The organism is Magnetococcales bacterium (genome assembly GCA_015232395.1).
Lineage (GTDB): Bacteria > Pseudomonadota > Magnetococcia > Magnetococcales > JADFZT01 > JADFZT01.
On the sequence record JADFZT010000055.1, the window covers coordinates 1 to 24,437 of the forward strand.

16 protein-coding genes and 1 tRNA gene are annotated in these 24,437 nt (G+C 56.5%); 11 read left to right on the forward strand and 6 right to left on the reverse strand.

The window, feature by feature from the left end; all coding sequences use genetic code 11:
* Positions 1-3: 3 nt before the first annotated feature.
* The 4 genes from HQL52_14265 to gyrA all read right to left on the reverse strand — a co-directional run bounded on the left by HQL52_14265 (position 4) and on the right by gyrA (position 5,064).
* Positions 4-91: transfer RNA gene (locus HQL52_14265), tRNA-Ser, on the reverse strand.
* An 87-nt stretch (positions 92-178) separates the two neighbouring features.
* Entirely contained in the window at positions 179-682 is a 504-nt protein-coding gene (locus HQL52_14270) for a pentapeptide repeat-containing protein (protein ID MBF0370614.1), read from the reverse strand.
* Positions 683-916: 234 nt separating this feature from the next.
* Positions 917-2,194, reverse strand: a complete 1,278-nt coding sequence (serS, locus tag HQL52_14275) for a serine--tRNA ligase (GenBank protein ID MBF0370615.1) — start codon at positions 2,192-2,194, stop codon at positions 917-919.
* A gap of 2 nt (positions 2,195-2,196) precedes the next feature.
* Positions 2,197-5,064: a DNA gyrase subunit A gene (gene gyrA / locus HQL52_14280; protein MBF0370616.1), complete on the reverse strand. Its 2,868-nt coding sequence runs from the start codon at positions 5,062-5,064 to the stop codon at positions 2,197-2,199.
* 620 nt (positions 5,065-5,684) lie between these two features.
* Between gyrA and purB the strand changes: the two genes are divergently transcribed.
* The 11 genes from purB (at position 5,685) to HQL52_14335 (ending at position 21,548) form a co-directional block, all read left to right on the forward strand.
* Entirely contained in the window at positions 5,685-7,067 is a 1,383-nt protein-coding gene (gene purB, locus HQL52_14285; GenBank protein MBF0370617.1) for an adenylosuccinate lyase, read from the forward strand.
* 331 nt (positions 7,068-7,398) lie between these two features.
* Complete coding sequence (leuC, locus tag HQL52_14290) at positions 7,399-8,811, forward strand: 3-isopropylmalate dehydratase large subunit (GenBank protein ID MBF0370618.1); 1,413 nt, start codon at positions 7,399-7,401, stop codon at positions 8,809-8,811.
* A 277-nt stretch (positions 8,812-9,088) separates the two neighbouring features.
* The gene (locus HQL52_14295) at positions 9,089-9,757 is read left to right on the forward strand and encodes a glutathione S-transferase family protein (GenBank protein ID MBF0370619.1); all 669 of its coding nucleotides are present in this window, start codon (positions 9,089-9,091) and stop codon (positions 9,755-9,757) included.
* A gap of 87 nt (positions 9,758-9,844) precedes the next feature.
* Entirely contained in the window at positions 9,845-10,486 is a 642-nt protein-coding gene (gene leuD / locus HQL52_14300) for a 3-isopropylmalate dehydratase small subunit (protein MBF0370620.1), read from the forward strand.
* A gap of 165 nt (positions 10,487-10,651) precedes the next feature.
* Positions 10,652-11,728: a 3-isopropylmalate dehydrogenase gene (leuB, locus tag HQL52_14305; protein MBF0370621.1), complete on the forward strand. Its 1,077-nt coding sequence runs from the start codon at positions 10,652-10,654 to the stop codon at positions 11,726-11,728.
* 103 nt (positions 11,729-11,831) lie between these two features.
* Entirely contained in the window at positions 11,832-12,851 is a 1,020-nt protein-coding gene (locus HQL52_14310) for an aspartate-semialdehyde dehydrogenase (protein MBF0370622.1), read from the forward strand.
* 300 nt (positions 12,852-13,151) lie between these two features.
* Positions 13,152-15,731, forward strand: a complete 2,580-nt coding sequence (locus HQL52_14315) for a hypothetical protein (protein MBF0370623.1) — start codon at positions 13,152-13,154, stop codon at positions 15,729-15,731.
* Between the two features lie 114 nt (positions 15,732-15,845).
* Complete coding sequence (locus HQL52_14320) at positions 15,846-18,629, forward strand: hypothetical protein (GenBank protein ID MBF0370624.1); 2,784 nt, start codon at positions 15,846-15,848, stop codon at positions 18,627-18,629.
* A complete protein-coding gene (locus HQL52_14325; protein MBF0370625.1) occupies positions 18,626-19,423 on the forward strand; it encodes an energy-coupling factor transporter transmembrane protein EcfT in 798 nt (265 codons plus the stop codon). The genes HQL52_14320 and HQL52_14325 overlap by 4 nt, the downstream gene beginning before the upstream one ends.
* 90 nt (positions 19,424-19,513) lie before the next feature.
* A complete protein-coding gene (locus HQL52_14330) occupies positions 19,514-20,332 on the forward strand; it encodes an FkbM family methyltransferase (protein ID MBF0370626.1) in 819 nt (272 codons plus the stop codon).
* 400 nt (positions 20,333-20,732) lie between these two features.
* Positions 20,733-21,548: a sulfotransferase gene (locus tag HQL52_14335; protein MBF0370627.1), complete on the forward strand. Its 816-nt coding sequence runs from the start codon at positions 20,733-20,735 to the stop codon at positions 21,546-21,548.
* Positions 21,549-21,627: 79 nt separating this feature from the next.
* Here HQL52_14335 and HQL52_14340 read toward each other — a convergent pair whose 3' ends face one another.
* Together HQL52_14340 and HQL52_14345 are read right to left on the reverse strand one after the other, a co-directional pair.
* Positions 21,628-22,848, reverse strand: coding sequence for a DUF790 family protein (locus tag HQL52_14340; protein ID MBF0370628.1), 1,221 nt, complete (start codon positions 22,846-22,848; stop codon positions 21,628-21,630).
* Positions 22,849-22,888: 40 nt separating this feature from the next.
* On the reverse strand, positions 22,889-24,271 hold the full coding sequence (locus tag HQL52_14345) for a DEAD/DEAH box helicase family protein (GenBank protein ID MBF0370629.1): 1,383 nt from the start codon (positions 24,269-24,271) through the stop codon (positions 22,889-22,891).
* Positions 24,272-24,437: the final 166 nt, after the last annotated feature.

The window sequence follows — 24,437 nt, forward strand, 5'->3', positions numbered from 1 at the left end:
AAATGGCGGATGGGGTGGGATTCGAACCCACGGAACCTTTCGATTCGACGGTTTTCAAGACCGTTGCCGTAAACCACTTGGCTACCCATCCTTTTGAGCTTTGCGGGGATCAGAGGCGTATCATAGCAAAAGTTGGCGAGGGATAAAGGGGGATTTTGTTGATGAAAGAGAGCTGCAGTCAGCTCAGCTCAACTCCCTGCATGTTGGTTTCTCTCAAGTCGGTTTCCGCAAGCTCGGCCTGGCGAAGGTCTGCGTTGCGGAGGTTGGCTTGGCGCAGGTCGGCTTTGGATAGATTGGCCCATCTCAGATCCACGCCGATCAGAATCGCGCCGGAAAGGTCTGCGCCGGAGAGATCCGCTCCCCGCATATCCGCACCCTTCAAGTTACACTCTTTCAGGTTCGCCCCAGCCAAATTGGACCATCCCAGTCCCGTTTTGATCAGGTTGGAGCCTTCCAGGTTGGCGCCACTTAAATCTGCGCCCGCAAGGTTTGACCCATGCAGATTGGATTCCATCAAGCTCACACCCGGTAGGCTAATTCCCTGCAAATCCCGGCTGGAGAGGTCCGCACCAGAGAGAGGGGTGCCTTCCTCCGCCACCGATTCCACAGCGCTGGTCAGAGCCTGGTAGTACCCTTCGATCAGGGTATCCCCATCAATAAAGTTGACTCGGTAGTGTGGCATGTCCCAATCCCTTCCGCTGGATGATCCTGGGCGGTGCGCCGGGGCAATAGGAAAAGTATCCATCCTCCCAAAGGGCCGTCTTCACCGTTTCGGGAAAACCTGAATGCATCCATCGGAAAAAAACCGCAAACCTGATGCCAACAGACTATTCCTGAAGCCAATGCCGACTCAAGTCAACGAGTTATGACTCTCTACTTCACAGAGGCCAACCGCAACGATCAGGAAAGCAACCGCTCAACCAGGGCTGATTCGCTCCAAACCACCCATATAGGGGCGCAAAGCATCCGGTATGGTGACGCTGCCGTCGGCTTGCTGGAAATTTTCCAAAATCGCTACCAGCGCCCGACCCACCGCCACACCTGAGCCATTCAAGGTATGCACCAATTCCGGCTTTTTCACCCCTTCCCGCCGAAAACGGGCCTTCAAACGCCTCGCCTGGAAGCTTTCGGTATTGGAGCAGGAGGAAATTTCCCGATAGCAGTTTTGACCCGGCAACCAGACCTCCAGGTCATACGTTTTGGCTGCAGCAAAGCCGATATCGCCGGTACAGAGATTGACCACCCGATAAGGTAGCTCCAACCCCTTGAGAATCGCCTCGGCATGACCAGTCAACTCTTCCAATGCCTCCCAGCTCGCCTCGGGTTTGGTCACCTGCACCAACTCCACCTTGTCGAACTGATGCTGACGAATCAACCCCCGGGTATCCTTGCCTGCCGAACCCGCCTCTCTGCGAAAACAGGTGGTCCAGGCCGTCATCTTGATGGGTAGTTCCGACTCACCAAGGATCTGATCCCGCACCAGGTTGGTCAAAGGCACTTCCGCCGTTGGGATCAAATAATAAGCATCATCCCGGGTGCGAAAAAGATCCTCTTCAAACTTGGGCAGCTGGCCGGTACCAAACAGACTCCCGGCATTGGCCAGCACCGGGGGAAGCATCTCCGTGTAGCCGTGTTCCCCGGTGTGGAGATCCAGCATATAGTTGATCAAAGCCCGGGAGAGTCTGGCTCCAGCCCCGCGCAGCACCGTAAACCGGGCTCCCGCAACCGTCACACCCCCCTCAAAGTCCAACACCCCCAGCTTTTCCCCGACATCCCAGTGACCCTGGGGCTCAAAGGAAAATTCCGGAGGCGTTCCCCACCGCCTGAGTTCCACATTATCGTTTTCATCCCGACCTTCGGGGACCGATTCATGGGGGGGATTGGGCAAGCGGGCGAGCTCCTCCATCACCGCGCTCTCTTTGTCTCGCAGCTCCACCTCCAGGGCTTTGAGCTTGGGGCCAACCTCTTTCATCTCCTGGAAGAGATCCGACGCATCGGCTTTGGTGGCCTTGCGCTTGCCGATCTCCTTGGAAATTTCATTGCGCCGGGCTTGAAGCTTTTCGGTCTCGGTACGCACCCCGCGCAGCTCTGATTCCAGCTGGCGAAAACGACCCAGATTGACCTGATCGCCTCGGCTTTTCAGGCGCTCTTCAATAACATCCGGTTGGGAGCGGATTGATTTGACATCCAGCACGGTCAGCCTCCCTGATCTTCAGAGGAGTCCGTGGCTGAATCCCCATCATCCGCACTGTCCACATCGGTTATTTCTTCACCATCGGGTAAAGCGGCATCAGCGACGATTTCCCCATCGATGACATTTTCAAGATCCTCTTCTTCACCGATCTCATCACCGTTTTTGTCGCTCTCCTCAGGTTCTGCCATGCGAGCGACCGAAGCGACCCGCTCGCCAGAGGCCACATTCAACACCTTGACCCCCTGAGTGGAACGTCCGGTCAAGCGGATGGTGGAAATATCGGTACGCAGCAGCGTGCCCCGGTCGGTGATCAGCATGATCTGGTCATCGGGCCACACCGTGAGGTTGCCCAAAACCTGTCCGTTGCGGGGGGAGGTGATGATACCGATCACCCCTTGGGTACCCCGGCTCTTGGTGGGGAAAAGATTTTCTTCGCTGCGCTTGCCGTAGCCATTTTCGGTGATGGTGAGTACCTGGCAATTTTCACCAGGGGGCAGGACATTCAAGGCGATGACCCGGTCGTCTCCCTTCAAACGCATACCCCGTACACCCCGCGCAACCCGGCCCATGCGACGAACCTGGTTGGTGCGAAAACGGACGGCTTTGCCGTTGCGGGAAAAAAGCATGATCCGCCCGGGTGGGGGAGCCTCCGAGGATTGGGAAGGGTCAACCTCCGAAGCCTCTTCCGCTTCCGGAATAATCTCTTCCTCTACACCCTCAGCACCCTCTTTAGCCGCCTCCGGGGTAGCCTCCTCTTCGTTCCCACTCTCCCCTTCCTCCACCTCCTCTTCCGGGGTGTAGGACAAGACCGGTAGCAGGGCTACACCGATCAGATCATCCCCTTCCAGAAGATCCACAGCGCGTATGCCGTTGACGCGAATGTTGGCATAGGCCGAAAGGGCGGTTTTTTTGATCAGACCACGGCTGGTGGCAAACAGCAATTCCCAAGCGTCCCACTCCTTGGAAGGAATGGGAGCGGGTAAAATTTGGCGGACTTTTTCTCCTGCTTCCAGAGAGAGCAGATTGACAATCGCCTTGCCTCGGGCGGTTCGGCCCGACTCCGGAAGTTCATATACCTTCAGCTTGAATACCCGTCCCCGGTCGGTAAAGCAGAGAATGGTGTCGTGGGTGGAGGCGACAAAAAGCTGGGTGATGAAATCTTCCTCCTTCATCCCCGCCGCAGCCTTGCCCTTACCCCCCCGCCGTTGGGCGCGATACTCTTCCGTAGCCCGCCGCTTGATATAACCGGCATGGCTCACCGTGACGACCATCTCCTCCTCTTCGATGAGGTCGGCGATGGAAAAATCAGCGGTGCCGTCGATGATGTCGGTACGCCGGGGGTTGGCATACATCTCCTTGATGGTGGCCAGCTCCCCCTTGATCACTCCCATCAGCTCTTCGTCCGAGGCGAGGATACTTTTCAGGCGGGACATCTCCACCAAAATTTCTTCAAACTCCTTATGGATTTTGTCCTGCTCCAGGCCGGTTAAACGGTGCAGGCGCATATCCAAAATCGCCTGGGCCTGCTCGGAGGTGAGCTTATAACCGCCAGCGACAAACTGGGGGGAGGCGATTTCACCCGGCTCCATGGCGCGCAGCAGCATCGCCTCCACCGGACCCCGATCCCACAGCTCCGTCAGCAGCCCCTCTTTGGCCACCGCTGGATTGGGGGCTTCACGGATCAGCTGGATGATGCGGTCGATGTTGGCCAGAGCGACCGCCAAGCCTTCCAAAAGATGGGCGCGGGACTGGGCTTTTTTCAACTCAAAGAGCGTGCGCCGGGTGACCATCTCCCGACGGTGATTGATAAACTCTTCCAGATAGCGCTTGAGGTTCAATACCGTGGGACGGCCATTGACCAGGGCCAGGGCATTGACACCAAAATTGGACTGCATGGGGGTGTGTTTGTAGAGCTGATTCAGAACCACATCCGGATGGGCATCCCGTTTAAGCTCAATCACCACCCGCATGCCATCCCGGTCTGATTCGTCCCTCAGATCGGAGATGCCGACGACTTTTTTATCCCGCACCAGTTCGGCAATGCGCTCCACCAGACGGGCTTTGTTCACCTGGAAGGGGAGTTCGCCGACGATGATCGCTTCCCGGTTATCCTTGCGGGTTTCAATTTCAATGCGCGCCCGCACCACCACCGAGCCCCGCCCGGTTTCGAGAGCGGAGAGAATGCCTGCCCGACCGTGGATGATGCCCCCGGTGGGAAAATCCGGGCCGGGGATATAGGCCATCAACTCCCGGATGGTCAGGTTGGCGTCGTCAATGAGGGCGATGGTGGCATCAACCACCTCGCCCAGATTGTGCGGTGGGATGTTGGTCGCCATACCCACGGCGATGCCTGATGAGCCGTTGACCAGGAGGTTGGGAAATTTGCCCGGCAGGACTTTGGGTTCTGAAAGGGAGCCGTCATAGTTGGGGCCAAAGGGGACGGTTTCCTTGTCGATGTCGGCCAGAAGCTCCCCGGCCAGGCGGGTCATGCGGACTTCGGTATAACGCATGGCTGCTGCAGAGTCGCCATCCACGGAGCCGAAGTTGCCCTGACCATCCACCAGCAGGTGGCGCATGGAAAAGGGTTGGGCCATGCGGACAATGGTGTCGTAAACGGCAACATCACCGTGAGGGTGATATTTACCGATGACGTCACCCACCACACGGGCGGATTTTTTGTAGGCCCGGTTCCATTCGTTGCCCAGTTCGCGCATGGCGAAGAGCACTCGGCGGTGGACGGGTTTCAGTCCATCTCGGACATCTGGCAATGCGCGCCCCACGATCACGCTCATGGCGTAATCCAGGTAGGAGCGCTGCATCTCGTCTTCGATATTGATCGGGGTCTGTTTAGTGCTGGCAGGGTCAGTCATAGAGTTTGAATCGGTTGCTCCGGGCTGGATTTCCGTATCGAATGGACGCCGTTTTCATCTCGCTATTTTTGTAGCTCTGGGCGCCCCGGTGCAAAGCTTTCCAATACTAACGGATTTCACCCCCAATGCACACCCTTTCTAAACCACACCCCTCATCCAAACCACATCCCCCTCATCCGATGCCATTATTCTGATCAGCAAACCCGCTCACACCATTGTAGAGTGGCGTCATCTCTTTATATGAATAGTGTGTGCAGGCCGTAGCATCCTTTGTGGGTGTGTTTTAGAATGTCGGCGAATTTGAAAGGGGCAACGTCCCAAAAAACAGTACCTGGAGGGGTGGCTGGGTCAGGGATCTCTTTGGAATCAAACAAAATGATCCAGCACATTTTGGAATGGGCCTGGAATCATCGGAAGGAACCGAAGAAGGCGACAGGAGAAGGAATATATGGATATCGGCAACAAACGGGCTAAGACCAATCAGCCTGTTTTTAATCGTTACAACAGGGCGGGGCAGGATAGGGTGGGTCACACATCACCAATCCCCTGTTCACCAGCGAATGATGGCCTTTTTATAAATCAAGTTGGCATTTTCCCCATCACCAAGGAGGCTTGAGCCCATGCCCACGGATACCCTGACCGCCCTTTCACCCCTGGATGGTCGCTATCAGAGCAAGGTGGCGGAACTCTGCCCTATTTTTTCGGAATTTGGCCTCATACACCGCCGGGTATTGGTGGAAGTGCGCTGGCTGCGCGCTTTGGCAGAAGAGCCCGGCATCGGTGAAGTGCCCCCTTTTCATCCCCGGGTAGAGGCTTTTCTGGATCAGCTGGTTGAGTCCTTTTCCGAAACCGACGCCCGTCGGGTCAAAGAGATTGAGGGGGTGACCAACCACGATGTCAAAGCGGTGGAATATTTTATCAAAGAGCGCATCGTCGGCACCGGGGTGGAGGCAGTAGAGGAGTTTATCCATTTTGCCTGTACCTCCGAGGATATCAACAATCTGGCACACGGCTTGATGCTGTTGGATGCCCGGGATCGGGTGATGCTCCCCGCCATGGATCGGGTAATTGAGGGCATTGTTCAGCTGGCCCGGGAGCAGCGGGAGCAGCCCATGCTGGCCCGCACCCATGGCCAGCCCGCCTCACCCACCACCCTGGGCAAGGAGCTGGCCAACGTCGCCGCCCGCCTCAAACGCCAACGCGCCCAGGTGGCGGCTGTGGATATTCCCGGCAAAATCAACGGCGCTGTCGGCAACTTTAACGCCCATGTCGCCAGCTATCCCGAGGTGGATTGGCCCCGTTTGGCCGAAGCGTTCGTCAAAGAGCTGGGGCTTGGTTATCAGCCCCTGACCACCCAGATCGAGCCCCACGATGGCATGGCGGAACTGTTTCATGCCATGGTACGTTTCAACACCATACTGCTCGATTTTTGTCGGGATGTCTGGGGCTATATCTCCATCGGTTATTTCAGTCAAAAAACCAAAGCAGGCGAGGTGGGCTCTTCCACCATGCCCCACAAGGTCAACCCCATCGACTTTGAAAATGCCGAAGGTAACCTGGGGCTTGCCAATGCGGTGTTGGGGCATCTGGCGGAAAAACTGCCGGTCTCCCGCTTCCAGCGGGATCTGACCGATTCAACGGTATTGCGCAACATGGGCGTGGGCTTTGGCTATGGGCTGTTGGCCTGCTCCTCCACGCTGAAAGGATTGGGTAAACTCAAGGCCAATCCAGTCCGGCTTGATGAAGATCTGGATAACACCTGGGAGGTGCTGGCCGAACCCATCCAGACCGTGATGCGCCGCTATGGCATAGAAAAACCCTATGAACGCCTCAAGGAACTCACCCGGGGGCAGCGGGTGACCCGGGAGGGGTTGGCACAGTTTATCGAGGGATTGGAAATTCCGGATGCCGCCAAGGACGAATTGAGCCGGATGACTCCGGCGAGCTATACCGGGCTTGCGGCCACCCTGACCGATCTGGTCACGAAAGAATCAGCCTCTTGATGCTGATCGAAAGATTGGGTAGGTACTGGTAGCTGCGGGTTTGGCTTTAAGTAGCGGGATTGTCGGGTTTGTGCCGATGGTGGCAGCAAGTCCGATTTTTCCCGCGAAAATTTTGCCAGGGGTTGCCGGTTGTGGCTGATTTTGAGGCAACAAGCTGATATTAAGTTGTTTTTTCAGTTTTTGCGCCTGCTTTTTTCCCATAGCTCAAAGCCATGAATCAAGCCCAATAGGGGAAAAATTCCCCCTGACCGCTTGTCCCCACACCAAAAAACAGATAGAACTGGAAAATTTTAATGGTCCCCGAAACCAGGGAGATCCAGGGAGCCTCGTCATGAAATCGCGCACGCTGTTTGAAAAAATCTGGGACGCACACCTCATCCAATCCGAAGAGGATGGCACGTCTCTGCTCTATATCGACCGCCATCTGGTCCATGAAGTGACCAGCCCCCAGGCCTTTGAAGGGTTGCGCCTGGCCAACCGCCGGGTACGCCGACCCCAGGCCACTTTTGCGGTCCCCGACCATAACGTTCCCACCGCCAATCTGGAGTTGGGTATTCAAGATCCCATCGCCCGGTTACAGGTGGAAACCCTGGATAAAAATTGCACCGACTTTGGCATTACCCAGTTTGGTTTGGGAGATATTCGCCAGGGTGTGGTCCATGTGATGGCGCCGGAGCAGGGGCTGACCCTGCCGGGATTTACGGTCGTCTGCGGCGACTCCCACACCGCCACCCACGGCGCCTTTGGAGCGCTGGCCTTTGGTATCGGCACCTCAGAGGTGGAGCATGTCCTGGCCACCCAAACCCTGCCCCAGAAAAAACCCGGCACCATGCGGATTCGGGTGGAGGGCACCTTGCCAGAAGGATGCACAGCCAAGGATGTGGTGCTCTATATCATTGGCGAAATTGGGACGGCCGGAGCCACGGGGTATGCCATTGAATTTGCGGGCTCCACTATCCGGGAGTTGACCATGGAGGGGCGGATGACCGTCTGTAACATGGCCATTGAGGCGGGGGCGCGCTCCGGCATGGTGGGGGTGGATGGCAAGACCATCGACTATCTGGAAAATCGCCCCTATGCCCCCAAAGGCGCAGAGTGGGAGGCGGCGGTTGCTTCCTGGCAGGATTTGGTGACCGATGAAGGGGCTGAATTTGATCAGGAGATCGTCTTTAACGCCGCTGACATCGCTCCCCAGGTTTCTTGGGGAACCAGCCCGGAAATGATGGCCCCTGTGGATGGTCGGGTACCTGATCCCGATCAGGAATCAGACCCGGTGAAGCGCTCCGCCATGGAAAAGGCCCTCAATTATATGGGGCTTGATGCGGGCACCCCCATCGAAAAAATTTCGGTGGACAAGGTGTTTATCGGCTCCTGCACCAACGGCCGCATAGAAGATCTCCGGGATGCCGCCCGGGTGGCCCAGGGCAAGCGGGTAGCGGGAAACATCAAACTCGCCATGGTGGTCCCGGGAACCGGACTGGTCAAGGAGCAGGCCGAAGCGGAAGGGCTCGACAAAATTTTTACCGATGCAGGCTTTGAGTGGCGCAATCCGGGATGTTCGATGTGTCTGGCGATGAACGACGATGTGCTGGCCAGCGGTGAGCGGTGTGCCTCTACCTCCAATCGCAACTTTGAAGGACGGCAAGGGCAGGGGGGGCGGACCCATCTCGTCAGCCCGGCCATGGCGGCTGCCACAGCGGTGACCGGCACATTTGTTGATATCCGGCGCTGGGAGAAAAATTGAGGCTTTTCAGTCTCCAAGTTGCCAAGTCTACCCCTTTGGTGGATCCTTGCCAGCTTGGTTTGACTCTTTCATAAATCCTTGGAGTTGGCTTGAAACCAATGGGGGGGCAGGCACAAATATCCTGGGTTCAGGATGGCATGGCGGTGGATGAAAAAGCGGTGTCTCCTGACAGTTTGCTGTTTAAAATCGAGAAGTTCTGGCAAGAAGTTGGCAAAAGAACTTAAAAATCTTTGTAAAAACAAGGAAGTGACGTAACAAGGAAAAGAGGTTGCAAAAAATGGATCTGGAACTCGTACTGTTCAAAGCTTGCCCCTATGCCCAGCGGGTGGTGATTACGCTACTGCATCACGACATCCCCCACACCCGCACCCATGTCATGCCCGCCAAGCGTCCCGAATGGCTTTTTGATGTCACCCCTTCGGGTTCGGTCCCGGTACTGCGGGTGGATGGTCAGACGGCTCTGGGGGATTCATCGGCCATCAACGAATATCTGGATGAAATTTCAGGGGGCGGACTGATCCCCAAGGAGCCCCTGGCTCGGGCGCTCTGCCGCTCCCGGATCGACTTGATCGGCAGTGTGCAATCGGCCTTTGGTCGCATGACGGCGGCTCCTGAGGAAGAAAAATATCAGCAGGCACGCATCGATTTTCAGAAGCTTTTAGGCTTTCTGGAAAGTCACATTGATGCCGTCGGCCCCTATTTCAGTGGTGGCGAGATGACCGGGGTGGATGTTGCCCTGGCACCGCTCTTCATGCGGATGGAGGAGTTGCTGAAATCGGTCCATGTGTATAAGCCCGGGGATTTTCCCAAGCTTTCTGCCTTGAGTGAGACACTGCTGGGGTTGCCTGTGGTACAAAATTCCATGGATGGCAACTTTTCTGAAATCTTCCGCAATTCTGTCAGAGCCCGGGGACGTGGCGGGTATGTGGATTCTCTGCTGGGTTGATTGAGAGGCAGAGCCCCTTTTGGATGGCCCGGTCTGCATGGCAGGTCGTCTGGCTTGCGCAACCGTTTTTAAACCTGGAGAAGCTTCATGGAGCCGTTTGTCAAATTGACCGCCCTGGTGGCCCCGCTGGATCGGGCCAATGTGGATACCGATGCCATCATTCCCAAGCAGTTTTTAAAGTCGATCAAACGGACCGGGTTTGGTCCCAATCTGTTTGACGAATGGCGCTATCTGGACCGGGGTGAGCCGGGAAAATCGTCTGAAGGCAGGCCTTTGAACAGCGAATTTATCCTCAATCAGCCCCGTTATCAGGGTGCGGGCATTCTCTTGGCCCGGGATAATTTTGGCTGTGGCTCCAGCCGGGAACACGCCCCCTGGGCACTGCTGGATGCCGGTTTCAAGGTGATCATCGCCCCCAGTTTTGCGGATATTTTTTTCAACAACTGCTTTAAAAACGGCATTCTGCCCATCAAATTGGATGCCGATAGGGTGGAGAGCCTTTTCCAGGAAACCCAGGCCACTGAGGGCTACGCGCTACAGGTGGATCTCACCGCCCAGACCATTACCACGCCGTCGGGGCAGGCGATCGCCTTTAAAATCGATGATTTCCGGCGTCACTGCCTGCTCAATGGGCTGGATGATATCGGGCTGACTCTGGCAAAACTGGATCAGATTGAAGCCTTTGAGGAAAAACGCCGCAGCGCAGCCCCCTGGGCCATCGCCTCCTGAGGGATGCTTCTGTTTAGCTGAAAAATAACGCCCTGAGGATGGGGCTGAGGCGTCCTGCAAGGGCGTTAATTGGATCAAGCCACCAAAGACCAAACGAGGCGTGACACCGGCCAGGATTGGCGCTACATCTGCCGGTAGAGATCACCCCACAAGGAGTTTTGATTGATGAGCGACAAGATTTTGCTGCTGCCTGGAGATGGTATCGGACTGGAAATTACCGCAGAAGCCCGAAAAATTCTCGATTGGCTGACAGCCCAGGGGCTGGCCAAGCTGGAGTTGGAAGAGGGCTTGATCGGTGGCTCCGCCTATGACGCTACCGGCACCCCTCTGCCTGAGGATACCGTGGTCAAAGCCAAGGCGGCGAGTGCTGTCCTGCTGGGTGCGGTGGGGGGGACCCAGTGGGAATCCCTGGAGTATAAACATCGTCCTGAGCGGGGGCTTCTCGGCATCCGCAAGGCGTTGGATCTTTACTGCAACCTGCGGCCTGCCCAGGTGTTTGAGCAGTTGGCGGACGCTTCCACCCTGAAAAAAGAGGTGGTGAGCGGCATCGACATCATGGTGGTGCGGGAGCTCTCCTCGGGGATCTATTTTGGTGAGCCCAAAGGGGTGGAAACCCTGCCCGATGGCCGCCGCCGGGGGATCAATACCCTGGTCTACACCACCGACGAAATCGAGCGGGTAGCCCGCTCCGCTTTCCTGATCGCCCAAAAACGCGGCAATCGGCTCTGCTCCGTTGATAAGGCCAATGTGCTGGAGACGACTGAGCTGTGGCGGGAAGTGGTGACCGAGATGCAGGCCCGGGAGTTTCCCAAGGTCGAGCTATCCCACATGTATGTGGATAACGCCGCCATGCAGCTGATCCGCAATCCCCGGCAGTTTGATGTGATTCTTACCACCAACATGTTCGGCGATATTCTTTCCGACGAAGCCTCCATGTTGACCGGCTCCATCGGCATGCTCGCGTCTGCCTCATTGGGGGATGAAAATGCCCTCTATGAACCCATCCACGGCTCGGCTCCGGATATCGCTGGCAAAGGGGTTGCCAATCCCCTGGCGACCATTCTTTCGGTCTCCATGATGTTCCGTTACACCCTGAACAACCCCGAAGTGGCTGACCGCATCGAGCGCGCTGTCAATCGAGTCCTCGACCAGGGCTTGCGCACAGCGGACATCCATCAGGACGGCATGAAGCTGGTGGGTACTGCTGAAATGGGCGATGCGGTGGTGGCTGCGTTGGCTTGATCAGGGAACAGCTACCAGATGGCAGCGAACAGTATCCGATGTAAGAAAACAGAACGGCAACCTCTCGGCAGGTTGTGGCTGACATTTATAAAAAGGAACGGCAATGTCTCAGTATAATGTGGCTGTGGTGGGTGCGACCGGTAATGTGGGTCGGGAAATATTGAATATTCTGGAAGAGCGCAACTTTCCGGTGGGAAAGGTGACTCTGCTGGCTTCCAGCCGCTCGGCAGGGAGTCGCCTTACCTTCAAGGGCAAAGAGCTTTTGGTGGAGGATCTGGAAAAGTTTGATTTTTCCGACACCCAGATCGGGCTTTTTTCTCCCGGCGGCAAAATATCCGCCGTACACGCTCCCCGGGCTGCCGCTGCCGGGTGTATCGTGGTAGACAACACCTCCCATTTTCGCATGGATCCGGATGTGCCCCTGGTGGTGCCGGAGGTCAACCCGGAAGCCATCGCGGGCTATACCAAAAAGGGGATCATCGCCAACCCCAACTGCTCCACCATCCAGATGGTGGTGGCCTTAAAGCCGATTCACGATGCTGCCACCATCAAGCGGGTGGTGGTCTCCACCTATCAGGCGGTCTCCGGCGCGGGCAAATCTGCCATTGATGAGCTTTTCGAGCAGACCCGGGCGGTCTACACCATGAACCAGGAGGTACCTCCCGAGACCTTCGCCAAGGAGATCGCCTTTAACCTGATTCCCCAGATCGACGTCTTCCTGGATAATGGCTACACCAAGGAAGAGATGAAAATGGTCAACGAAACCGCCAAGATCATGGATCCCGGCATCAAGGTGACGGCCACCGCCGTGCGGGTGGCGGTTTTCAACGCCCATTCCGAGTCGGTCAATGTGGAAACCGAAAAAAAATTGTCGGTGGCTGAGGCTCGGGAACTCTTCTCCAGGGCCCCCGGCCTTGAAGTGGTGGATGATCCGGCCAATCTGAAATTTATCACCCCCAAGGAGGCAGCCGGTAAGGATGCCACCTATATTTCCCGGGTGCGTGAAGATGAATCCATCGATAACGGCCTCAATTTTTGGGTTGTTTCCGATAACCTCCGCAAAGGGGCTGCATTGAATGCCGTGCAGATTGCCGAAACCCTGGTCAAAAACCACCTCTCATAGTCTCCAGGAGAGAGATCGGTCGACATAGAACCGCATCAGGCGAAAGAGAAAGACTGAAATTTAACCCGCCTGAACAGGAATCCAAACAAAGGGCTTTTCACCGCAACAGAGGGTGGGAAGCCCTTTTTTGGTTGGAAAGCGGGAAAAAGTGGAAGACCCTGTTTTGAGAATGGTATAAAAAATGTTTGCATCATTTTTGCAAAGGATCCTAGCCTGTCTTGATATGGGATTGGGGGGTACCCTCTCTCCGGCTGGCTCGGAGGGGGTTGATTCAGCATTTTTTTTCAAGGAATGAGGGGCATGGGCAACAACAACGGCACGAAAAGCGCGCGAATTGGCAAAGGGGGCGCCATTTTGGGGTTGGCCCTGCTGCTGGGCACCCCGGGAATCGCCTCGGGATTTTCCCTGGGTGGCATTCAGGTGGATAGCACCCTGGGCGAACCCTTCCGAGGGAAAATTCCCCTCTCCATCCGCAAAGGGGAGGCGATGGAGGATGTGGGGGTGAGCATAGGCTCCGCCACTGATTATGAGCTGCTTCAGCTGCACCGCGCCAACGCCGTCATGCGGATTGATCCCAGGATCTCCCAGGAAAACGGCCAGTGGCGCATCACCTTTGAGGGAGAGACAGCCATACGGGAGCCTCTTTTCAACCTGCTCCTGAAAACCTCCTCCGGCAAAGGGGCCCGCTTTCGTAACTATTCGATCTCCCTGGAGATCCCCCAGGCCCCCTCGCTACCCCCGCCCCAGCCAAAGGCAAGCCAATCCCTGACCTCCTCCTCCAAGGCCGTCTCTCAACCCGCCACATCCATTACGGTCGCTTCCGTCCCTCCCGTTTCAGAGGTGGAGCTGGTCTATCCCCACAATTATGGCCCGGTTCGACCCGGGGAGACCTTGCTCGGGATCGCCAATAAATTGGCCAAAGGGACCGATTTTACCCCTTCCCAGGTTTCCGTTGCGGTTTGGAAAAAAAATCAAAAAAAGTTCATTCATGGCAACATGAACGCCTTGCCGGCGGGGGTGGAGCTGGCGGTGCCGACCCCTGAGGAGATGGGCGCTCTCAGCAACAATGAAGCCTGGCAGATTCGCAAGTCCGAGCGCCAAGCCTGGCTGGATCGGGCAGGCCCCGGACCCCAGCCTCGCAAAGAGAGCAAAAAGGTCGTCGCCAAGCCCGTCAGCAAACCAAAAGCCCCGGCAGCCCAGGAGAGCGGCTTTGAAATGCGCATGACAGTGGTGGGGGAGGGAAGTGAGGGGGCTGCCACCAACAAGGCTGCCACCGAAAAGGCTGACACCGAAATATTGGCTGCCACTCCAAAAATTTCAGCTCCCCCGGCAGCCGAGACCCCGGCAGCCACACAAGCGGTTTCTTCCGAAGCCCCCATCGCCACCGCTGAAAATGCCCCGGCTCCCGCAACGGTGATCTCTTCGGAACTTACAGCCAAGCTCATGGAGAGTGAGGCCAACACCCGAATTCTCTCCGGCCAACTGAGCACCCTCTCCGATAAACTGGAAAAGAGCGAATCAGAACGCAAGCGCCTGGAAAGCGATCTGGCCGCTATTAAAAAACAGCTCCAGGAGCTGGAAAAACGTGCCAAACAAGGGGGAGGGGATTCCATCCTGGAACTCTATCGGGATGAGCTGACCTATGGTGGGGCGGGACTCGTGGTGCTGTTCCTGGCTGGTTTGATGTCCCGCTTCAGTCGCCGCAAGAAAGAGGACCAGTGGGAAACCGATCCCGCTGAAGGGGACGACGGATTGGGAACAGCGGCTGGTGTTGCGGCTGGCGTTGCGGCCACAGCCGTAGCCCCTGAGCCTGCCAGGTCAGAGGAGCCCTCGGGTGAGACTCTTTCCCACGATCAGGGAGATGGCGCTGATGGGACAGATCCTCTCGCGCCCATGGATGCATCCGATTCCGGTATCGATCTGCTGGCCCCCATGACAGAACTTGAACCCGGTGAAGAGACCCTTACCTATACGGAAGCCCCGCCGGAGTGGGCCCAGGCGATGGATAGTGGCCCTGATGAGGATGAGGGTGGCGATGAAATCGACCAGCCCATGACAGATTTGGGCGGTGAAGAGACCCCGCCAGGCCACTCCCCAACGGATTTGGGTGGGGAAGAGGGGGGAAGCATTTTCGATCTGGATGCCGAGGCCACCCTGCCACCGGGTGAAGTGCCTGAACTGGATGATGGCATGGAGATCGATGGTGGGGCAGATCTGGATACCGGGTTGGACCTGGATGGTGGCCCTGAGCTGGATGGTGGAGCTGAGCTTTCTGCCGGATTGGATCTGGATGGCGGCCCTGAGCTGGATGGTGGTGCTGAACTTTCTGCCGGATTGGATCTGGATGGCAGCCCTGAGCTGGATGGGGATGCCGGTTTGGAAATCGGGATTGATCTGGATGCTGGTGCTGACATCGGCTCCGAAAATGCCGGCCTGGGTGCTCAGGAGATCGGTGTGGAAGAGATCGACATGGATTCCGCCGATGCCATGGATGAAACCCTGCCCTTGGGCGCTGTGATCCAAGATCTGGGGGGAGAAACAGAAACGGATGATCTCGACGCCGATAGCGCTGGAGATACCGATATGGAAACGATCTCCTTCGATCTGCCGGAAGCGGATGTCGCCGGAGAAAAAGGGGTGATGGAGCTTGATGCCGGCTCTGATGATGGCGGGTTGGATTTGGAAACCATCTCCTTTGGTGGTGCCGAGCTGGATGAGGCCAGTTCCAATAAATCCATTTTGGAACTCGACGCCGATGATGCTGATGCCTTGGATCTGGATAAGGGAAGTGCTGGCGGTGCCCAAGCCAGTTCCGAGTTGGATGAGGATGACATCTCTCTGGAGTTGGTGTTGGATATCGATGAACATAAGAAGGATTGAGTTTGCATGAGCCAAAGGCAGGGATGTTTTGATTCCCGCTCATGGGTTGCCCCCAGAGGGTGGCGGATAGGGTGGATCTGGCTGGGGTTGGTCGTGCTGTGGGGAAATCCCCAGATGGCCGAAGCCTTTTCTCTGGGCTATTTGAAGGTTTTGAATGCCGACAAGGCCCCCTTTTCAGCTGAAATTCCCTATTGGCTCTCACCTGGCGAGCGCTTGGATAGGGTATGGGTCACTTTGGGGCGCGCGACTGATTATATCTCTGACCAGGAACAAAACCGGGAGTGGGCAGGCTCCATCAAGGTGTTGGCGCCTGACAGGAAGGGGCAACCGGGGCGACTGCTGTTGCGGGGAAGGGAGGCGGCACCCAACCATTTCGACACCCTGCTGGTGCGGGTGAGGATTGGTGAGGTCCACTATTTTCGCAACTATGCCTTTGCCCCTGAATTACAGCCCATCCTGACCTATTCTCCCACTGCCAAATCAAAGAGCAGCAACTCCTCCAGCTCCTCCAAAACCCAACGCCAACGCATTAAATCAACCCAACATACCCAGTCAACCCAGCCTGCCAAATCAGCCCACACATCACAGACGAAGCCGATCCGACACAAACAACCAAGCTCGGCTTCCAGGAGTTCCAGCCATTCCGGACAAGTGACGAGCGTTCCCCAATGGGTGGTCTGGTTTCGCGCCATCCAAAAGATGGATCCATGGCGTCTGGCAGCGGGGGCCGGGGGAGGTTTGTTGGTGGTGGGCGGGGTGGTAGCCCTGGCTCTTAGGATCAAACCCAGAGTTAAGCCCAAACGCAAAAAGAAGTCCAAGACCAAGCGCCGCAAAGAGCCTCAAATCCAGGCTGTCACTGAAAAAGTCCCAAGCCCCACTCCCCCCAAACAAGAGAACTCCCAGGCCGCTCCAGAGGGAGGGAAGGGCGCTGCCAAACCAGCTCGTCCAGATGCCGGGGAAGAGAAAAAGTCGGAAATCCCCCCCCTGATCCCGCTACTCTCGCCCACCCCCGCCCAAGGGGCTGAAAAAGGGGCTGGGGAAGAGGCCGGGGAGCCCATTCAATCTTCCGGGCTTACTGAAGAGAAACCTGAATCAGCCGCCTCTACAGCTCCTGATCCTGCCATTGATTCCGAACCACTCTCAGAGTCCGCTTCCGCCGACACGCCCCCTGAACCGGATGATTCAGACGAAAACCCACCGGCAACCGGGAGAGAGGTGCCATCAAAATTTGCTTTTGTAAAGCCCGACATGGCTCTTTCCACCGCTCCCTTTCCCATAGAGGCGGTGGATGGATCGGATGCTGAAGAAGCGAAAAATGGCGATATCCCACCCGTCTGGTCTCCTGGGAAAGAGGAGGAGGAACTCCAATGGCAGGATGCCAGAGCTGAGACCGAAGAAGAGATTGGAGCTGAGACCGAAGAAGAGACCGAAGAAAAGGCCGGAGTTGAAGCCGTTGGAGGAGAGGCGCCAGCGGAATCGGATGGTCCTGATTGGGGGCTCTCCACAGAGGGGTCCCAAGCAGAAGAGGAATCCGATCTTGATCTGCCCCCTGGCACATCTGGAGAAGAAGAGGATGCCTTTGCAAGCCTCTCCCCTGGTTCAGCCGAGGAAGAGTCTGATGGGCTTTTGAGTCTTCCGGAAGCATCTTCCGAGGAAGAGTCTGATGAGTTTTTGAGCCTTCCGGAAACACCTTCCGAAGAAGAGCCTGACGGGTTTTTGAGTCTGCCGGATGTCGCTTCAGAGGATGGTGGGGAGGAGTCGTCACTGGAGTTGCCCGGTGGGGTGTCGGAAAACCATTCAGAGACAGAGATTGCGGCATTGTCCCTGCCGGAAACAGCCGCAGCCAAGCTTGGTGACGCTGACAAAGACCCATCACCCATTTCCAAACCCACTCCCCCTGCCGGTGGGTCCCCTTCAGTAAATAGCCGGGAAGAGGGAGAGGATATCGAGGTTTTGGCTTTTGATCCTTCGATGTTTGACACACCCTCCCAAGGGAATGGTTCGGGGGGCTCTTCGATTCCGACAAGGGATGCCAAATCGAGCAGCTCTCAACCGGCAGATGTCGAGTCGATCCCCTTTAGCCTGGAGGCGTTGGGTAGCCCCGATGGGGGAGAAGGCTTCGGAACCGATGGGCGTGGAGACAAAGGTTCCCAGGATAATGGAACCCCACCAGCACACTCCCTGGAAATGGTCTCCATGGGTGCTGCTGAAAATCTCAACTCTTCCACGCTGGTTGCAAAAAAGCCTGAGGTGAGCCAGCAACCCCCTGATATTGAAAAGTGGAAAGCCCCCTCCCTGGATCTCCCTGAAATAGAATCACCCGAAGCCGCCTCCCCCGGTGGCGATATCGGAGCCAAATCCCAGGGACTTGAAGTACCCTCAGCCGCTCCCCCCCCGAAAAAAGCCACTGAAGAGATCGACGGGGATGGCTGGGAGGGCTCCGGTTCCATGGGGGGCTGGGATCCCCTGGAAGATGATTATGCCATCGGAGAGACCCCCGACACGGCCAGCACGACCCCTGAACGATCAAAGTCCAATGGCTCTTCTGCCAAAAAAGATCTCGACTGGGGCTCTGAAGGCATGGCCGATATCGATGACCTTTTGAACGCCGCCGCTCCCTCACTGGAGCCGGTTGTCGCCACTGCCAAGGAGGAGCCAAACCGTCAAAGCCGGGCCAAGCCCAAAGGGGATAAAGACGGGTTGGCCAGTCCATCCCTGGAAGAGATGCTGCAATCGGTGGATATGGTGTTGCAGGAGGATGTGGGGGAGAGTGATGCCGGGCCTGGCCCACAACCAGGCAGCCCGAAGACCGCCTCAAAAGAGAACGATTGGGAAGGGGGGGAGGCTGATTGGGGGGGGGCTGAATTGGATGGTGGGGCTGATGGCGACGCCTCATGAGTGATGAGGTGAATCGAAAGGTTGGGGAGGGTGGGGATCAGAACCCTTTTTTGGAAAAGCGCGACCCAAGGGCCAAGCTTCTGGCGCTTTTATTGTTGGCTCCAGCCATCATGGCCGCACCGTTTTTTTCCAAAGAGTGGTCTTTGGCAGCGGCTTTTTCCCTGGGGGCTCTCTGGGGGGCTGCTCCGATGTGGTCCCAGTTGGGGGGGGTGCTCTATCGATTGCGTTGGCTTTTTTTGACCCTGATTCTTCTCCATGGATTTTTTACCCCGGGTCATCCCCTCTTCACCTTTCTGGCTTGGCCCACCGGGGAGGGTTTGATGGCAGGCGTTGTCCAATCCTTGCGCTTGACCCTGCTGGTGATGCTCTCCTGGGTATTGGTGCGCACCACCCCGGCTTGGCAGTTGATCGCCGCTTTCAGTGCGCTTTTGGGGGGGGTTGAAAAAATCGGAATCCCCCTGGGGCGCTGGCTGGGAATATTGGCTTTTACCCTGGAGCGCATTCCCCGACTGCTGGCCGAAACCGGTTCGGTGCGGGATGCGCTGCAACTGCGCGTGGCAAGCCAGAGTGAAAAAGGCCCCCTCGCCAACCGACTGGATCGCTTGGCTCTGGGGGGGGAGGCGCTGCTTTTTCGGGTGCTGGGAGATGTTCGGGATCAAGAGCAGGCATTGCGGGTGCGTGGCTTTGGCGATTCATTACCCACCCCGCCCCGATATGGTGGACAGTGGCAGGGGATGGATACGCTGATCCTGTCGGCACCGGTGGGGGTGTGGTTGATCTCCCTATTGGGGTGAGAGATGACCGATGGCCGGACTGTCGACAGATAGGCTGCTGACAAAAAAGAGGATGCACGCTTTTTTGGGTAGATTTTGACCGGGGGCAAGATGACCGACAACCGTTCCTATGGCCCTTTGAATGCCCTGGCTGATACCCGCCTTGGCCACATGCTCTATAACCGCCACGATCTCTATATCGGTCGCTCCTTGCAACTTTATGGGGAATATTCCCACGGAGAGACCCTGATTTTTCAGATATTGGCCCGGCCTGACTTTACGGTACTCGATATCGGTGCCAACATCGGCTATCACACCCTCTTTTTTGCCCGAAAGGTGGGGCCAAGGGGGCAAGTGATCGCTTTTGAACCCCAGCGAATGATCCATCAGCTGTTGTGTGCCAACATGGCCTTGAACAGCATTCCCAACGTTTGGTGCCATCAGGCGGCGGTGGGAGCTGCTGCCGGGTCGATCACGGTTCCAGCGCTGGACTATGGCACAGAGACCAACTTTGGGGGGCTGGGCCTGGATGTGGAGGGGACGGTGGGAGAGACGGTCGCGATGATGACGGTGGACAGCCTGAATCTGGCCCGTTGCCATTTCATCAAAATCGATGTGGAGGGGATGGAATTGGCGGTCTTGGAAGGTGCGCAACAAACCATCCGAAAGCACCGTCCCATCCTCTATCTCGAAAACGACCGGCAGGATAAATCACCCCCTTTGATCTCCTGGCTGCTGGGGGAAGGATATCGCCTGTATTGGTATCTGACACCGCTTTATAATGCGGATAATTACCTGAAAAACAAAGAAAACATCTTTGGAATCATCCGCTCTGTCAATGTGCTGGCCGTGCCTGGCGACTTTGGGCTTGAGTTGGATCAATTTCAGGAAATCAAAACCCCTGGGGATTGGTATAAACCAACAGATTGAACATTATTTCTGCAATCAGTACGCCCAGTCGCTACACTGTTGGACTTAAGACCCATGGAGGCTCCACAGCAGGGGATGTTTACCGGTTGGCGGCGTTGCTCCTGACTGCTATTGAAAACAGCCGGGAATAGCCGGGTGGTTTTGAAAAAATCGTCGGCAAAAAAAGAAATTTCTTGCATTGGTCGATGCTTCCAGATATGTCAGAGTGCGCTTTGTGTCCGTATCGTATCTCCACTTCCAGCCAGTTTCCCTCAGGGAAGGGGCTTTGGGGAAAGGTTTGCCAAACGGATATTCCGGTTTGACATCCTCTTTTTGGGCGCTTTACCGCTCTTGGCCAGCCCTGTTTGACAGGGGATGGGATGGCCACAACTGAATTTAATGAAATGGTATCCGATCAAACATGATCGATTATCTCTATGATAAACTGCTGGAGCGGCAACCCACCCGGATCATCCTGATTCTTGGGTCGGGACGCTCGGGCACCAACTGGCTGGGTTATACCCTGGGGGCCCACCCGGATGTGCGCGTGACCATTGAGAACCAGAAAATTCTCAAATGGTCCGTAGATCTGGCGCTCTGGCCCGAAAAACGCTATCAGTTGCTGCAAAAGCTGATCAGCCGCTACAAAAAAGAATATATTCTTTCATTTTCCAAGCACTATCTGGATAAATCCCATCCCAATATCTGGTCAGCCCCGGAACTGGCTTCTGCTCTGCCCAATGCCCGCTTTATCGGCATCCAACGCAATCCTTACGCTTCGGTCTCCAGTATGTTGCGCCATCCTACCCAGCCGGGCGTATTGGTCTGGCACGAACGCTGGAAGGAGTTTCCCATTCCCAACGCCTTTCTCGGCATTGATCAGGAGATGGCCGAGGAGTACGACAGCTTTTCCCTGACCAAACAGTGTGCCATCCGCTGGCAGGCCCATAAGGAGCGCATGGATCGTCTGCGCCAGTTGATGGGCAGTCGTCTGCTGGTGATCGACTATGATCGTTTTTTTCTCCAAAACGAGCTGCACCTGGAACAACTACGCCAGTTTATCGGCCTGAACAGCCCCATTCCCAGCCCCACCATCCGTCACGGCTCCCTCAATCGCTGGAAAAAACTCCTCACCCCGGAGCAGTGTCACGAGATCGCCACAGTGGTCGGTTTTGGACCCGAAGAGGTTGACTCTGAAAAGCATACCCCTCCCATACTCAGGGCCAGAGCAGGCTGACTTTTTGACTGCTGATTTATTAGCTGATTCGGTGGCTGACCCGGTCGCTTGAAAATTTTTTCTCCGGGGGAAGGTATGCCTACCCTTGTCGAAACACTTCCAACACCCCGATTACCCGTTTGACCGGTGGAAACTGGTTGAATAAAAAGCCATTTTTATCAAACCAAGGATCTTTTTCCAGCATTTCGCTGACTTCTTTTTCCTTGGACAGTGCCCGATCCACACCGATAATCAGGGGGGGCTTTTTTTTGGCCTGGCCCATGCTCTCCAGACGCCGGATAAGGGGAGCCTTGTGCCAAGCGTGAAAAAGTTCCAGATGGGTGAGGGTGCCATCGTCGTGCTGAAAGGAAAAATCAGGGGCGGCGACCTCCTGTTTTCCCAGATCGAGGAGGGGAGCGTTGTTTTTGATGTGCCAGCCTTTGGCCCCCTTTTTAAAGCTTTTCTGAAACACCTCGAACTCTTCGGGGATATAGCCGCTCATCTGGGTCAGATGGGTCACCAGACCGCTTGTCTCATCCATGGAGAGGCTCAACTCCTGTCGCTGGCCCTTCATTTTGATCCACGCCTCGATGCGCCAGCGGGACATCGCCACCAGAGCCGGGAAAAAAAGCGCCAGCTGGAAGCCATATTTGCGGGTATTTTGCAGCAGGCTCAAAGGGCCATCCAGGGTGAGATGATAGCTGCCATCCCCCATTTTTTGGATGCGCACCAGAAGCCGGTGAAAGCGCAGATAACGAAAAAGTTGGCGGCGCTTGCTCAAACCAGGCTCCTGAAATTCCACCTCCAGCCTGTCCGCATTCAAAAGCAGCCCCTGTACTTGAGCCATGTTGTAGCGATGGGCCAGGGCCTGGGGGGTGATGGTGCGAAATTGGGCCAGAGGTTGACGATCCGGCAGGTCTGAAAAGAGCCGCACCCCCAGCTGATCCGGATCGATGTTGACATCCCCGGCCACTACCTCACGATATTTTTCCAGATCCCCCATGCCTTTTTCTGCCAGGCGTTTGGAGGCGGTCTCAAAAACCCCCAGTCGAAACAGATCCAACCCCTCTTCCGCCTCCTGAAAGTCACATCGATTGAGCAGGAGTTTATTGAGCCCCTTGGCGATCAGGGGGGAACGGTAGGCGTTCAGGATCGGCTGGATCACCTCTCCCAACTCCTCCCGGCTCTGCCCTTTACCTTCGCTATATAGGCCGATCAACTCTTTGATCAGGTTGATGAGATTTTGATTTTTTGGATCCACAAAACGGGGAAGAATCCGACGGGATTGGGTGGCGTATCGGAGCAGGTCGCGGGTCAACATGATGGAAAACAGCTTTGGTGGCCGAAGGGGAGGAGGGTGATCACAGGGTCGCTTCTCCCCGTTGATAGGCGATATGCTGCCGACGCCGATCACTGGTGAAGGTTTCAGCGGTATCCTCTGAGACCAGTTCGTAGAGGGCGGCGACTTTTTCCTTGCCGGGCCTGAGAATGCGTCCGAGTCTTTGCACATGCTCCCGCACCGAGCCGCTGCCGGAGACGATGATGCCCACCGCCGCTTCCGGCACATCCACCCCTTCGTTCAACACCCGGGAGTTGACCATGCAGGAGATGGCCCCGGAGCGAAATGCCGCCATCAGGGCTTTGCGCTCCGGAGATTTGGTTTTGTGGGTGATCACCGGCAGGAAGAAGGTCTCGCCGATGGTATAGGCCGTGGCATTGTCATCGGTAAAGAGCAGTATCCGCTCCCCCTGATGGCGTCGTAAAAGTGCCCACACTTGGCGCAGCTTGGCCCGGGAGGCTCTGGCCAGACGTTTTTGCATGCGGTAGGCCGCAAAGGCTTCCCGTCCCTCCCGGGTGCGGGCGCACACCATAATGAACTGATTCCAACCATCCTTGCGGCTAAAATTGACCCCGCTATCCCGGGCAAATTGGCGATATTGAGCATAAGCGGCATCATAGGCCTCCCGCTCATCGGGGTCCAGCTGCACTGGTATTCGGTGGAGGTCGTAGGGGGCCAGATAGTCCCCTTCCAGGGCATCGATCTCCACCCGGAAGCAGATGGGGCCCAAAAGGTCAAAAAGCGCCTCCTCCTCACCGTCAGTACGCTCAGGGGTGGCGGTCAAACCCAGACGGAACGGCGCGATGGTCATCACTGCGGCCAGCCGGGTGGTCAAAGCGGGCAGGTGGTGGCACTCATCGCAGATCAAAAAGCCAAACCGATTGCCCAGCCGTTCCATGTGGATGAGAGCGGAGTCATAGGTGCTCACGGTGATGGGTTCCAGCTGGTGCTCACCCCCTCCCATGAGGCCAATGGGCATCTGAAAAGCGGCGGCCAGTTGTTGGTGCCACTGGTGCAACAGGTCGATGGTCGGCACCAAAATCAGGGTATCCCGACCGATCCGGCTGATGGCCAAGCGGGCGACCAGGGTTTTGCCCGATCCGGTGGGTAGCACCACCACCCCTCGCCCTTTGCTTTGGGACCAGGCTTGGAAGGCTTCCTGTTGGTGGGGTCGGGGCATAAACTCCCCGGGGGCTTCAAAACGATGGTTGGCAAATCCTTTGGCTTGATCTTCAAAAGGGATTTTCAGCCGATGCAGGGTGATGGCGAGGGGGCCATAATGGCGTGCCTCGGCGCGATAATCGCCGCTACGGTCATCCCATTTGAGATATTCCGCCACCGGTTCCAGTTCCTTGGGCTTGCCCGTAAGCCGCAAGGTGCCCTGGTCAAAGGAGAGGTGAACCATGTCAGGCTCCGGGAAAAGGGGAGTGGTGCATGGGTGTTGTCATGGTCTGTTGGCTGGAAGCGGGGTGGATGGCATCTGTCGTCATGACCTGTTGGCTGGGAATCTTGTTGAATAAATTGTTAATTTCGTCCAGATGTGAAATGGCGTTGAATAATCTCCCGGTTCT

Bases quoted from the DNA above. Each gene is read 5' to 3' on its own strand.
- HQL52_14310 (MBF0370622.1), top strand. From the start codon at position 11,832: ATGTCTCAGTATAATGTGGCTGTGGTGGGTGCGACCGGTAATGTGGGT.
- HQL52_14320 (MBF0370624.1), top strand. From the start codon at position 15,846: ATGGCCGAAGCCTTTTCTCTGGGCTATTTGAAGGTTTTGAATGCCGAC.
- HQL52_14340 (MBF0370628.1), bottom strand. From the start codon at position 22,848: ATGTTGACCCGCGACCTGCTCCGATACGCCACCCAATCCCGTCGGATT.
- purB (MBF0370617.1), top strand. From the start codon at position 5,685: ATGCCCACGGATACCCTGACCGCCCTTTCACCCCTGGATGGTCGCTAT.
- HQL52_14325 (MBF0370625.1), top strand. From the start codon at position 18,626: ATGAGTGATGAGGTGAATCGAAAGGTTGGGGAGGGTGGGGATCAGAAC.
- HQL52_14335 (MBF0370627.1), top strand. From the start codon at position 20,733: ATGATCGATTATCTCTATGATAAACTGCTGGAGCGGCAACCCACCCGG.
- HQL52_14315 (MBF0370623.1), top strand. From the start codon at position 13,152: ATGGGCAACAACAACGGCACGAAAAGCGCGCGAATTGGCAAAGGGGGC.
- gyrA (MBF0370616.1), bottom strand. From the start codon at position 5,064: ATGACTGACCCTGCCAGCACTAAACAGACCCCGATCAATATCGAAGAC.
- HQL52_14330 (MBF0370626.1), top strand. From the start codon at position 19,514: ATGACCGACAACCGTTCCTATGGCCCTTTGAATGCCCTGGCTGATACC.
- HQL52_14295 (MBF0370619.1), top strand. From the start codon at position 9,089: ATGGATCTGGAACTCGTACTGTTCAAAGCTTGCCCCTATGCCCAGCGG.
- leuD (MBF0370620.1), top strand. From the start codon at position 9,845: ATGGAGCCGTTTGTCAAATTGACCGCCCTGGTGGCCCCGCTGGATCGG.
- HQL52_14270 (MBF0370614.1), bottom strand. From the start codon at position 682: ATGCCACACTACCGAGTCAACTTTATTGATGGGGATACCCTGATCGAA.
- HQL52_14345 (MBF0370629.1), bottom strand. From the start codon at position 24,271: ATGGTTCACCTCTCCTTTGACCAGGGCACCTTGCGGCTTACGGGCAAG.
- leuB (MBF0370621.1), top strand. From the start codon at position 10,652: ATGAGCGACAAGATTTTGCTGCTGCCTGGAGATGGTATCGGACTGGAA.
- leuC (MBF0370618.1), top strand. From the start codon at position 7,399: ATGAAATCGCGCACGCTGTTTGAAAAAATCTGGGACGCACACCTCATC.